Source organism: Microbacterium sp. CIAB417, assembly GCF_022788845.1.
This window is the reverse complement of sequence record NZ_JAHZUT010000002.1, coordinates 356,865-369,184: the sequence shown is the minus strand read 5'-3', so window position 1 is coordinate 369,184 and position 12,320 is coordinate 356,865. Positions and strand designations below refer to the sequence as shown.

Sequence of the window (12,320 nt, the reverse complement as noted above, 5' to 3'; positions counted from 1 at the left end):
CCGCGCGCTCGCCTGTCACAGATCGACGGCGGAGCGTCGATCTGTGACAGGCGAGCTGATCGGGCAGGCCGGCGGGGGGGTGAGCTAGCCCGGCCGGGCGACAAGGCGACGGCGGGATCAGGCAGGCGTCCGGAGGGACGACGAGGCGGTGGGCGGAGCGTCGATCTCAGACGGGGAAACGGCCGGCGGGCGACGACGCACGGCGCGAGTTGGGCAGGCGCTGCGGGCGGCCCGGCGACGCGCGGGCGGGTCAGCCGGCGAGCTCGGATGCGGCGTCGCCGTCGTCCTCGGATGCGGCATCCTCCGGCGCAAGCCCGTAGAGCACCTCGAGCGCGGCGAAGACCTCGTCGGCACGGCCCTGCTCGGCGAGGGCGTGCGCGCGGGTCGTGGGGGTGTGCAGCAGCCGGCCCACGAGATGACGCAGCGCCTGCTCGGTGCGCTCGTCGTCGCCGCGACGGCGCCCGCGGGCGATCTCCGCCTCGAGCAACTCGAACATGTGGGTGCGCAGCGCCACCACGGCGGGCGCGACCGCGCGGCGTTCGCCGACGACCACGAAGCGCTGGGCGGCGTCGGCTACGAGCGCGCGGGCCGCATCCGTCGCCTGCAGCTCTTCGAGCGGGGCATGCACGCGGATGGTCTCGAGATCGAGCAGGTCGGTGCCGCTGACGGTCGCGACGTCGGGGTCGACGTTGCGGGGCAGGCCGAGGTCGATCACGAGACGGCGGTGCCGGTCGTGCCCGGGAGCCGTCCGTGCAGGGGACGGCTCGTCGCCGAAGGCCGCGGCGTTGAGCACGGGGTGCTCGACGCTCGTGCACGTGATGATGAGATCCGACAGTTTGGCGGCCGTGGCGAAGCCCGCCGCATCCGCGACCGCGAGGCCGTGCTTGCGGGCGAAGCGCTCACCTCGACCCGACGGCGAGTGCACGGTGACGTCGGTGACGCCGCGCTCGCGGAGGGCCGCGAGGGTCGCGGCCGCGTAGGAGCCGGTGCCCACGAGCAGGACGCGCAGCGTCGCCCAGTCGGCGAACCGCGCCGACGCGAGATCCAGAGAAAGGCGCACGAGCGAGCGGCCGGCGCGACCCAGCGCGGTGCTGTTCTTGACGCCGCGCTGCGTCTCGGATGCGCGCTGGAACAGTCGCTCGAGTTCGGGCGAGGTCGTGCCGTCACCGCGCGCCTCGGTGAGCGCCCGGCGCACCTGACCCGCGATCTCGCCCTCGCCGACGACGACCGATTCGAGACCCGACGCGACCGCGAACAGGTGCTGCGCGACGCGGGGGCCGGAGATGACCTCGTACGAGCCGGAGAACTCCTCGGCCGAGACGCCCGTAGCGGACTCGATCGCCGACAGCGCCGCTTCGAGCCCGACGGCCTCGGCCGCAGTGACCGGCTCGTCCATGTCGACGTACGCCTCGAAGCGGTTGCAGGTCGCCACGACGACAGCACCCTGCACGCACTCGTCGTGCTCGGCGATCAAGGGGGCGACGCGGGTGGTGTGGATGCTGAGTCGCTCGAGGAGCTCGAAGGACGCGGTCTTGTGACTCGCGCTGACACACAACAGCACGCATTGATTGTACGCCGCGTCGAAATCACCGGCCGCGGGAGGTTGCGCACGAACGTGCACCTGCTCGACATGTGGCCCTCACCCACCGGATGCGAGGATGTCGGGGTGAGCTCCACCGGACCCGCTTCCTCCTCCCTCATCCGCGCCCTGAAGGGCGAGCGCACCGACCGCCTCCCGGTCTGGTTCATGCGTCAGGCGGGGCGGTCACTGCCGGAGTATCGCGATCTGCGCGTGGGAACCCGCATGCTCGACGCCTGCCTGACCCCCGACCTCGCGGCCGAGATCACCCTGCAGCCCGTGCGCCGTCACGGCGTGGACGCGGGCATCTTCTTCAGCGACATCGTGGTGCCGCTGCGCCTCGCGGGCATCGCCGTGGAGATCGAGCCCGGACGCGGGCCCGTCTTCCCCGACCCGGTGCGCACCGCATCCGATGTCGCCCGCATCGTGGACATCGATCCGCAGGCGGTCGCCGCCGCGGCGGAACCGGTGCGCGAAGCCGTGCGCATCGTCGTGGACGAGCTCGGCGACACCCCGCTCATCGGGTTCGCGGGTGCGCCCTTCACGCTCGCCGCGTACCTCGTCGAAGGTGGGCCGTCGAAGGAGCACCTGCGCGCCCGGGCGCTGATGCACGCCGACCCGGAGTCGTGGCACGCGCTGGCCGGTTGGCTCGCAGAGGTCTCGCGCACCTTCCTCGCCGCGCAGACGGATGCGGGAGCCTCCGCCGTGCAGCTGTTCGACTCGTGGGCGGGCTCCCTGTCGGTGGCCGACTACCGCACCTACGTCGCCCCCCACTCGCGGGCGGCGCTGGCCGGAACGGACGCCCCCCGCATCCACTTCGGCGTCGGCACCGGACACCTGCTGACCGACATGCGGCTGGACGGCACGACGGATGCGGTGGGCGTGGACTGGCGCACACCGCTCGACGAGGCGGCCGCAACCCTCGGCCAGGACGTCACCCTGCAGGGCAACATCGACCCCGCACTGCTGCAGGCGCCGTGGCAGATCGTCGAGGAACACGTGCGCGACGTCATCACGCGCGGGCGTGCCGCGCGTGCCCACATCCTCAACCTCGGACACGGCGTGCCGCCCGAGACCGACCCCGACGTGCTGACGCGCATCGTCGAGCTGGCGCACGAGGAGCAGGCGTGAGCGCGGCCGATCTCGACGATCTCGCCGCGCGGGCGGAGGCAACACGCGCCGTCGTGGTCGGCGGCGGCGTGGCCGGTCTCGTCGCAGCCCTCGACTTCGCCAAACTGGGCTTCCGCGTCACGGTACTCGAAGCATCCGCGCAGCCCGGCGGCGTGCTGCGCGGCGCAGAGGTCGCGGGACTCTCGGTGGATGTGGGAGCGGAGAGCTACGCGACGCGCGGCGGCACGGTACGAGCTCTGATCGACGAGCTCGGCATCGGCGACGAGGTGGTGACCCCTGCCGCCGGCGGCGCCTGGGTCGCGGGCCTTCCCGGCGGACGGGCCGCGCCCCTGCCGCGCGGCGGGGTGCTCGGCATCCCGGAGAATCCGTTCGAGCCGAACGTGCGGCACGTCATCGGGTGGTCGGGCGCCTGGCGCGCCTACCTGGATCGTCTGCGCCCGCCGCTGACGATCGGGCACGACCGCAGCCTCGGCCACCTCGTGCGCAGCCGCATGGGCCAGGCCGTGCTCGACCGCCTCGTCGCCCCCGTCACGAGCGGCGTCTACTCGGCGCGCCCCGACGACATCGACGTGGACCTCGCGGCCCCCGGCCTGAACGCCGCACTGACCCGCGCGGGTTCACTCAGCGGCGCTGTGGGCGAGCTTCGCGGACGCAGCACCGGCACCCCCGGAAGCGCGGTCGCCGGGCTCCGCGGCGGCATGACGCGCCTCGTGCGAGCGCTCGTCGCCCGTCTCGAGGAGCTGGGGGCAGAGGTGCGCACGGATGCCGCCGTGACCGCGCTCGAGCGTGTCGGCGACCTGTGGTCGCTCACCGTCGCTGAGGAACAGATCGAGGCCGACCTCGTGGTCGTCGCGACCACCGAGGACGAGGCGCGCCGTCTGCTCGTGCCGGTCGTGCCGACGCTGGAGCCGATGACGAGCGCGCCGCCGGTGGTCGAGATCGTCACCCTGGTCGTGCACGAGCCGCGCCTGAACACCCCGCCGCGCGGAACCGGCGTGCTCACGGTGCCGGGCTCGCACCGTGCGAAGGCACTCACCCACGCGAGCGCGAAATGGGAGTGGATCGCGGATGCGGCCGGCCCCGGCGTGCACGTCATCCGTGTCTCGTTCGGCGCCCAGGGCGAAGACCCGGCCACCGCCCCGCTCGGCGACGATGCCGCCACGGCGCTCGCGCTCGACGAGGCATCCGCCCTGCTCGGCGTCCGCCTCGACCCGGCCTCGGTGCGGGGTTCGCATCGCGCCCGCTGGGTGCAGTCGCAACCCGCATCCGTCATCGGGCGCACGGAGCACACCGCCGCAGCACGCGGTGCCATCCGGGCCGTTCCGGGCCTCGGCGCGGTCGGCGCATGGCTGTCGGGAACCGGGCTCGCCCAAGTCGTCCCGGATGCTCGCGAAGAGACCGATCGACTGCGCCGTTCGGCACTGTGGGGGTCGCCGCGTTCTCAGGATTGAGCGCGCATGTCAACCGGATAACCCGAACGGCATACAGCGCTACGCTGGGCGCACACTCGCTTGATCCACCCCGAACGTGAGGAGACCCCATGAGGGGCAAAGCTGGACTCGTCATCGGACTGGCAGCGGGCTACGTGCTCGGAACGCGCGCAGGCCGTGAGCGCTACGAACAGATCAAGACGCAGGCGCAGAAGGTGTGGAACCTGGCGCCCGTGCAGAAGCAGGTCGGCAAGCTGCAGGAGGTGGGAAAGTCCGCGCTGCTCGCGGTGCCGACCGCGCTGTTCAGCGGCGCGGTGAAGATCACCAAGGCCGTCACGACCGACGGGACCCCCGGTCAGCGTCTGGATGCGGCGCTCGACGCCGGCGCCGACGCGGCGGAGGATGTCGCGGACGCCGCCGAGACCACGGCATCGGCCGCGAAGAAGTCCACGCCCTCCACGACCGCGAAGCGTCCCGCCGCCAAGCGCAGCACGGGCGACTCCTCCTCGGGCGGGAAGTGACATGACCACCCCCCGCGGCTTCCGTGACAAGTCGGAGAAGAGCCTGCTGACCCTGGTCGGCGAGGTCCCCGAGCTCGTCCGCAACCTCGTGACGGCGGAGATCGACTCCGCGAAGAAGTGGCTCGGCAAGGCGGCCAAGAACGCCGGTATCGGCGGCGGCCTCATGCTGGGCGCTCTATTCATCCTGTTCTGGTCGATCCCGGCGCTCGGTGCGTTCATCATCATCGGGCTCTCGTCATGGTGGCAGCCCTGGGTCGCCGCCCTCGTGCTGTTCGGCGCGATGCTGCTCATCGCCGTCGTCCTGGCGCTGCTCGGTTATCTGCGCTTCCGCAGGATCGGCAAGGACAACCCCGCATCCCACATCGCCGAAGACGTGCGCGTCGTGAAGGAGGCAGGCGAATGACCGCTCCGGTTCCCGTTCCCCGCACCGGTGTCCCCCTGGGCATCACCGACCCCGTCGAGAAGGCACGTGCGGAGCTCAAGGCGACGTTGGCCGCGATCGAGGAGAAGGCCAACGTCCCGCGCCGCGTGGGGACGGCGGCCGAGCGCCGCATCGCCCAGTTCCGCCGCTTCGCTCGCGAGGAGCCGGCGGCGGCGACGCTGGCCGTCCTCGGCGCCGCGGCGGCCGCGGGCGTCGTCGTGTGGGGCGCCATCCGCGCCTACGTGCGCTGATCGCCTCGCCCGCGTCGACGCATCGCGGATAGCACCGGCGGTCGCCGTTTGGCGTCTGACGACGACGGGGTGAGACTGGAGGTCATGAGCTCCGCACCCGAGTCGACGTCCACGCAGTTCACCCTCTGGGCGGTTTTTCGCCGCGACCCCGCCAAACCGGTCACTGCGACGGATGACACGGAGCTCGCGGCTCTCGTCGAGCTGATCGAGGCGGGCGGCGTCACCATCCGCGGGTTCTACGACGTCAGCGGACTGCGCGCCGACGCCGATCTGATGGTCTGGATGCACGGCCCCGTCGCCGAAGACCTGCAGCGCGATCTGCGTCGCCTGCGTCGCACCGACCTGCTGCAGGATCTGCTTCCGGTGTGGAACGCGATGGGCGTGCACCGCGACGCGGAGTTCAACCGCTCGCACGTGCCCGGCTTCCTCCGCGGCGAGCACGCCCGCGAGTGGCTCACGGTCTACCCCTTCGTGCGCAGCTACGAGTGGTACCTGCTGCCGGAGGAGGAGCGTCGCGCGATGCTCGCCGACCACGGCCGAAAGGGCGCCGCGTACACGAACGTGGTCGCGAACACCGTGGCCTCCTTCGCCCTGGGCGACTACGAGTGGCTGCTGCCCATGGAGGCGGATGAGCTGAGCGATCTGGTCGACATGATGCGGGCGCTGCGTTACACCGAGGCGCGTCGCCACGTGCGCGAGGAGGTCCCCTTCTTCACGGGCCGCCTCATCCCCACCTCGGCCGTCGCCGAGGTTCTGTCGTGACCCACGAATGCCATCGCCGGAGCGGAGCGTGAGCGCACCGCTGCGCCTGGGTACTCGGCGCAGCGCCCTTGCCACCGCCCAGTCGCAGCAGATCGCCGATCTGCTCGCGACGGTGTCCGGACGCGAGGTCGTGCTCGTTCCCATCACCTCTGAGGGCGACGTCTCGCGCGCCTCGCTGTCTCAGCTGGGCGGACGCGGCGTGTTCGCGACGCGTCTGCGTGAGGCCCTGCTGGCCGACGAGTGCGACCTTCTCGTGCACTCGCTCAAGGACCTGCCCACCGCCGACGCTCCGGGCCTCGTGATCGCCGCCACCCCTCGGCGCGAAGACGCCCGCGACGTCGTGATCACGCGCGACGGCACCCCGATCGCCGAGATGGACGCGGGCAGTGTCATCGGTACCGGCTCGCCCCGCCGCATCGCCCAGTTGCGCCGCCGCAACCCCGGACTCGTGGCGCATGACCTGCGCGGCAACGTGGACTCGCGACTGTCGCGTGTGCGCGACGGAGAGCTGGATGCCGTCATCCTCGCGGCGGCGGGACTCGCGCGCCTCGGCGGCGCCGCCGGTGGCCTGTTCACCGAGCCGCTCGAGCTCGCGCAGTGGCCGACTGCTCCGGGTCAGGGATCGCTCGCCGTCGAAGCGCGCCAAGACGCGCCGGACGACCTGCTCGCGGCGATCGGACGACTCGACGACGCCGCGACCCGCATCGCGGTGGCCCTCGAGCGAGCGGTGCTCGCAGGGCTGGATGCGGGCTGCTCGGCGCCGGTAGGCGTGCACGCCGTGCTCGAAGGCGATCAGCTGCAGGTGCGCGCCGCGGTCTACGCGGCGGACGGTAGTCGCGCGATCGAAGCTGAGAGAAACCTGTGCGTGAGGGACGGGTATGCTGGGCCGACAGGCAGCGGCGATGGTGCAAGAGCTGCCGGCGATGACGACCCGATCGCAGGTGCACGCGAAACGGGGCGTGACGTCGCACGCGAGCTGCTCGAGCGTGGAGCAGCCGAGGTCTCACCATGAAAGCCGAAGCCATGCACGAAGAGCCCCGACGGCACGAAGCCGCCAAGCCCCTGACGGGCTGGCGCGTGCTCGTGCCTCGCGGCGGCCCCTGGGGCGACGGGGTGGCAGCGACGTTGCGCTCGCAGGGCGCGGTGCCGGTCGTCGCTCCCCTCATCAACTTCGCTCCGACCAATGACGAGAAGACGCTCGAGGCCGCTCTCGCCGACCTCGCCGCGGGCCGCTTCGACTGGGTCACCATGACCAGCGCCACCACGGTCGATGTGCTCTTCGCCTACCGCGCGGTCATTCCCCCCTCCACCAAGGTCGCCGCCGTCGGCGAGACGACCGCCGCCGCACTGCAGGCCGCCGGCTACCGCGTCGATCTGGTTCCCGACCGCGACAACTCCGCTGCCGGCATGGCCGAGCAGATGATCGCGCTCGAGCCGGAACCCCGCCGCATCCTCACACTGCGCAGCGAGATCGCCAAGCCCGTGCTGACCCGCAAGCTCACCGAGGCCGGGCACGATGTGCGCAGCGTCGTCGCCTACCGCACGGTCGGCGTGCCCGTCACCGAACGCATCGCCCACGACGTGGCATCGGGCCGCATCAACGCGATCCTCGTCACGAGCGGCTCGGTCGCCGAGCAGGTGCAGTTGCAGTTCCCCGACATCCCCGAATCGACCGTCATCGCCGCGATCGGTCCGCAGACCGCGAACGATGCACGCCGTGCGGGACTCGGTGTCTCCGTCGTGGCCGACCGGCAGACCGTCGACGCGCTGATCGAAGCCGTGTCGCACTTCGCGCTTCCGCACGCGGCCGACGAGTTCCAGCCGTGAGCTTTCCCACCCATCGCCTGCGCAGGCTCCGCCAGTCACCCGCCGTTCGACGGCTGGTGCGCGAGACGCATCTGGCGCCCTCGCAGCTCGTGCTGCCGATGTTCGTGCGAGAAGGCCTGAGCGAACCCCAGCCGATCGGCTCCATGCCGGGTGTCGTGCAGCACTCGCTCGACTCGCTGCGTCGCGCGGCGGCGGATGCGGCGGCGGCCGGTGTCGGCGGAGTGATGCTGTTCGGCGTGCCGACGATTCGCGACGCCGTGGGCTCGGGGGCGGACGACCCGGACGGCATCCTCAATGTGGCCACCGCGGCGCTGGTCGCGGAGGTCGGCGACGCTCTCGTCGTGCAGAGCGATCTGTGCCTCGACGAGTTCACCGATCACGGCCACTGCGGCGTACTCACCCCGGATGGCGCCGTCGACAACGACGCGACCCTCGAACGCTACGCAGCCATGGCCATCGCGCAGGCCTCGGCCGGCAGCCACCTGCTGGGGCTCTCGGGCATGATGGACGGCCAGGTCGCCCATGTCCGCGCCGCGCTCGACGCCGAAGGCTTCACCGACACCATCCTCCTCGCCTACGCGGCGAAGTACGCGGGGGCCTTCTACGGCCCGTTCCGCGAGGCCGTCGACTCGCAGCTGAAGGGCGACCGCCGCACCTACCAGCTCGACCCCGGCAACGGCCGCGAGGGCGTGCGCGAGGCCGTCGTGGACGTCGCCGAAGGCGCCGACATCGTCATGGTCAAGCCCGCCTTGCCCTACCTCGACGTGCTCGCCGACGTGCGCGCATCCGTCGAGGTCCCGGTGTGGGCGTATCAGGTGTCGGGCGAGTACGCGATGATCGAGGCCGCTGCCGCGCACGGCTGGATCGACCGTCGCGGCGCGATCACCGAGTCCCTTCTCGGCATCCGCCGCGCCGGCGCCGACGCCATCCTCACCTACTGGGCCCTCGAGGCGGCCGCGTGGCTGCGCGAGAGCCGCTGAGACCGCATCCGATCCGCACGCACCGGATGCGGACCGGACCGCATCGGATGCGGCGAGATCCTCGGAAGGACGAGTCATGACCGACCGCAACGACGAACTGTTCGCGCACGCCCGCGAGGTCATCCCCGGCGGCGTGAACTCCCCCGTGCGCGCCTACGGCTCAGTGGGAGGCGCGCCGCGCTTCCTCGCGTCCGCCTCGGGTCCGTACGTGACGGATGCGGCGGGTCGCCGCTACGTCGACCTCGTCGCGTCGTGGGGGCCGGCGCTGCTCGGCCATGCGCACCCCGAGGTCGTGGCGGCCGTGCAGGATGCTGCCGCGCGCGGGCTCTCCTTCGGCGCGCCGACCGAGGCCGAGGTCGATCTGGCCGCCCTGATCGCCGAGCGCGTGCGCGTGGGCGACGCCGCGCCGATCGACCGTGTGCGCCTCGTCTCCACCGGCACCGAGGCGACGATGACCGCCATCCGGCTGGCTCGCGGCTACACCGGCCGCGACCTGCTGGTGAAGTTCTCCGGCCACTACCACGGCCACTCCGACGGCCTGCTCGCGGCGGCCGGGTCCGGCGTCGCCACCCTCGCGCTCCCCGGATCCGCCGGTGTGCCCGCGCCGATCGCGGCGCAGACGCTCGTGATCGACTACAACGACCTGACGCAGGTGCGCGAGGTCTTCGCGGTGCATGGTGACCGGATCGCGGCCGTCATCGTGGAGGCCGCCGCGGCGAACATGGGCGTGGTCCCTCCCGCGCCGGGCTTCAACGCCGCGCTCGCCGACATCGCTCATCGGCACGGCGCCCTGCTCATCCTCGACGAGGTGCTGACCGGCTTCCGCGTACACCCGGCGGGATTCTGGGGGCTGCAGCAGGAGGCGGGCGAGCACTACGTCCCCGACATCTTCACCTTCGGGAAGGTCGTCGGCGGCGGGATGCCGTTGGCCGCCCTCGGCGGGCGCGCCGACGTGATGGACACCCTCGCTCCGGTGGGGCCGGTGTACCAGGCGGGCACCCTGTCGGGGAACCCGCTGTCGGTCGCCGCCGGTCTCGCGACGCTGCGGCTCGCCACGCCCGAGGTGTACGCGCGGGTCGACGCCGCCGCATCCACGATCGTCGCGGCCCTGTCGGGTGCGCTCGAGCAGGCCGGCGTGACGCACGCCGTCCCGCGGGCGGGTTCGCTGTTCGGCGTGGCCTTCCTTCCGGAAGCGCCGCTGTCGTACGCGGCCGCGCAGACGCAGGAGGCGTGGCGGTACCCGGCGTTCTTCCACGCGATGCTGGATGCGGGCGTCTCGCTGCCGCCGAGCGTGTACGAGGCCTGGTTCCTGACCGCCGCGCACGACGACGACGCTCTCGCCGCCGTGGTGGCGGCCCTTCCCGGTGCCGCGCGCGCGGCCGCCGAGGCGCGACCTCAGGGCTGATCCAGCGTCGACGCGACCGTCGGAATACCCCGATCGGTGGGGGTTCCGAGCAGGCGCATCTTGCCGATGCGGATGCCGATCGTGCCGTCGGCCGGCGGCGTGTTCTCCCACACGTCGTGCGCTTCGCCGAGCTTTAGCGTCACCGTGCCTTCCGCGGTGGGGGTGTCGCGCCAATCCACCTTGTTCAGGCCGTAGCCCTTCCAGTCGCGCGCCACCAGGCGCTGCTCCAGACGCAGACCGGAGCCGTCCGCGAGCTCCTGAGGGAAGACGCCGGTACCTGCCACGAGCGCGTCGGCTCGGCCCCAGCACGACGAGGGAACCTGTTCGACGAGGGAGGCGAGCAGCGCGAGTCGTGCGTCGACGGTGGCGACGTCGAGCGTCTCGGAGCCGTAGGTCAGGATGAATCCGGCACGGATGACGATCGGGCAGCGAGTGGGTGCGACCTCGAGGGCGCTGCGGAATCCGGGGGTGAGCAGGTCGATCGCGAACGCGGGGATGAACCCCTCGACGCTCCAGCGCGAGCTCGGCCAGTTCGGGCTCATCGGCGGGATCCACGGCAGCCGGATGCCGTAGTCCTTGCCCCGCCCGAGCGTGGTATCGCCGAAGCGGATCTCGGGAAGAGCCGCGGGTAGCCGCATCCAGACGAGGTTCACCTCGCGGCGCTCACCCCAGGAGTTGCCGCCGCTGCCGGTGTTGTGCTCGTACCCGACCAGTCGTGCGGCAGTCGCCTGATGGCCGTGCGCCTCGCCGGTGACGACCTCGCTCATCCCCGTCGGCCAGATGTCCTGCGAGCGGCGCGCCCGCATCGCCGCCTCGGCGATCTCGAGCGCCGGCGGTGGGGTCGCGTCCTCCCACTTCCACCCACGGGCCTCGAACACAGGGCGCGTGGCGCGTCGAGCGGCCGCATCCGCCTCGCGACGCTTCTTCCCGAACGGCAGCATGCGCGTAGCGTAACGGCCCGGCGCATCCGACGCGCTCTGGGAGAATCACGGGATGGGACAGAACGAGCAGCCCCGGGTCGTCGTCATCGCGGGAGGCGTGGGCGGGTCCACGTTCAGCGAAGGGATGCGGGCGGAGCTGTCGCGCCGCGGCGCGGGCCCCGCGACGATCATCGTCAACACCGGCGACGACCTGTGGCTGTCGGGCGTGCGTCTGCAGCCGGACATCGACTCGGTGCTCTACCGCCTCGCGGGGCAGAACGACATGGTGCGCGGCTGGGGACGCGCGGGCGACACCGAGCGGGTCAACGAAGAGCTCCAGGCGTGGGGAGCGGGCTGGCCCTGGTTCACCCTCGGCGACCTGGACCTCGGCACGCACCTCGCGCGGACCGGGTGGCTGCGCGAGGGCGCGACGGTGTCCGAAGTCGTCGCGCGCCTGTCCGAGCGATGGCCGCTCGGGGTCCGTCTGCTGCCCATGACCGACGCCGAGGTCGACACCCACGTGCTTCTCGAGGACGGCCGCCGACTGCACTTCCAGGAATGGTGGACGCGTCATCGGGCCACGCTCGCCCCTCGCGCCTTCGAGAACCCCGGGATGGATGCGGCCGCACCCGCGCCGGGTGTGGTCGAGGCCATCGCGCAGGCTGACGTCGTGGTGCTCGCGCCGTCGAACCCGGTGGTGTCGATCGGCCCCGTGCTCGCCGTGCCCGGCATCCGGGAGGCACTCACGCAGACCTCGGGCCGTGTCGTGGGAGTCTCACCGATCATCGGCGGCCGTGTCGTGCGGGGCATGGCGGATGTCTGCCTCACCGCGATCGGCGTGGAGACCTCCGCCGCCGCCGTCGCCGCCCACTACGGCGGCCGCGCCGCGGGCGGAGTGCTGGATGCGTGGCTGCTCGCGGAGGAGGATGCGGACGCCGCCGCATCCGTCGAATCCGCGGGGATCCGCGCCGTGGTCGCGCCGCTGTGGATGCGGGATGTGGAGGCGACGCGCGCGATCGCCGCGACGGCGCTGGAGGCCTGATCGACGCGGGCGCAGAATCGTAGCGGTTCTGTGGACAATCCGCGCGCGGGC

General features: G+C 72.2%; 13 protein-coding genes. 11 read left to right on the top strand and 2 right to left on the bottom strand.

Annotated elements, in window-relative coordinates:
• Window positions 1-250 precede the first annotated feature (250 nt).
• Window positions 251-1,561, bottom strand: coding sequence for a glutamyl-tRNA reductase (locus KYX17_RS08495; protein ID WP_243226571.1), 1,311 nt, complete (start codon window positions 1,559-1,561; stop codon window positions 251-253).
• 69 nt (window positions 1,562-1,630) lie between these two features.
• On the opposite strand from KYX17_RS08495, the gene hemE reads away from it, so the two are divergent.
• From hemE to hemL, 10 genes are all read left to right on the top strand, one after another.
• The gene (gene hemE, locus KYX17_RS08490; protein WP_374208944.1) at window positions 1,631-2,710 is read left to right on the top strand and encodes a uroporphyrinogen decarboxylase; all 1,080 of its coding nucleotides are present in this window, start codon (window positions 1,631-1,633) and stop codon (window positions 2,708-2,710) included.
• The gene (gene hemG / locus KYX17_RS08485) at window positions 2,707-4,161 is read left to right on the top strand and encodes a protoporphyrinogen oxidase (protein ID WP_243226569.1); all 1,455 of its coding nucleotides are present in this window, start codon (window positions 2,707-2,709) and stop codon (window positions 4,159-4,161) included. The genes hemE and hemG overlap by 4 nt, the downstream gene beginning before the upstream one ends.
• Before the next feature lie 89 nt (window positions 4,162-4,250).
• Window positions 4,251-4,661 carry a hypothetical protein gene (locus KYX17_RS08480; RefSeq protein WP_243226568.1) on the top strand — a complete coding sequence of 137 codons (411 nt, stop codon included), beginning with the start codon at window positions 4,251-4,253 and terminating at the stop codon, window positions 4,659-4,661.
• A 1-nt stretch (window position 4,662) separates the two neighbouring features.
• A complete protein-coding gene (locus tag KYX17_RS08475; RefSeq protein ID WP_243226567.1) occupies window positions 4,663-5,064 on the top strand; it encodes a phage holin family protein in 402 nt (133 codons plus the stop codon).
• On the top strand, window positions 5,061-5,333 hold the full coding sequence (locus KYX17_RS08470) for a DUF3618 domain-containing protein (protein ID WP_243226566.1): 273 nt from the start codon (window positions 5,061-5,063) through the stop codon (window positions 5,331-5,333). The genes KYX17_RS08475 and KYX17_RS08470 overlap by 4 nt, the downstream gene beginning before the upstream one ends.
• Window positions 5,334-5,417: 84 nt before the next feature.
• Complete coding sequence (hemQ, locus tag KYX17_RS08465; protein WP_243226565.1) at window positions 5,418-6,095, top strand: hydrogen peroxide-dependent heme synthase; 678 nt, start codon at window positions 5,418-5,420, stop codon at window positions 6,093-6,095.
• Window positions 6,096-6,123: 28 nt separating this feature from the next.
• Window positions 6,124-7,107, top strand: coding sequence for a hydroxymethylbilane synthase (gene hemC, locus KYX17_RS08460; protein WP_243226564.1), 984 nt, complete (start codon window positions 6,124-6,126; stop codon window positions 7,105-7,107).
• 11 nt (window positions 7,108-7,118) lie between these two features.
• The gene (locus KYX17_RS08455) at window positions 7,119-7,922 is read left to right on the top strand and encodes a uroporphyrinogen-III synthase (RefSeq protein WP_243226563.1); all 804 of its coding nucleotides are present in this window, start codon (window positions 7,119-7,121) and stop codon (window positions 7,920-7,922) included.
• Window positions 7,919-8,902 (top strand): porphobilinogen synthase, encoded by a 984-nt coding sequence (gene hemB, locus KYX17_RS08450; RefSeq protein ID WP_243226562.1) that lies wholly within the window; start codon window positions 7,919-7,921, stop codon window positions 8,900-8,902. Before KYX17_RS08455 ends, hemB begins: the two co-directional genes overlap by 4 nt.
• Before the next feature lie 76 nt (window positions 8,903-8,978).
• Window positions 8,979-10,307 carry a glutamate-1-semialdehyde 2,1-aminomutase gene (hemL, locus tag KYX17_RS08445; protein WP_243226561.1) on the top strand — a complete coding sequence of 443 codons (1,329 nt, stop codon included), beginning with the start codon at window positions 8,979-8,981 and terminating at the stop codon, window positions 10,305-10,307.
• Here the strand turns inward: hemL and KYX17_RS08440 are convergent.
• Window positions 10,298-11,248 carry a hypothetical protein gene (locus KYX17_RS08440; protein ID WP_243226560.1) on the bottom strand — a complete coding sequence of 317 codons (951 nt, stop codon included), beginning with the start codon at window positions 11,246-11,248 and terminating at the stop codon, window positions 10,298-10,300. The genes hemL and KYX17_RS08440 overlap by 10 nt on opposite strands.
• Before the next feature lie 52 nt (window positions 11,249-11,300).
• On the opposite strand from KYX17_RS08440, the gene cofD reads away from it, so the two are divergent.
• On the top strand, window positions 11,301-12,269 hold the full coding sequence (gene cofD / locus KYX17_RS08435; protein ID WP_243226559.1) for a 2-phospho-L-lactate transferase: 969 nt from the start codon (window positions 11,301-11,303) through the stop codon (window positions 12,267-12,269).
• Window positions 12,270-12,320: the final 51 nt, after the last annotated feature.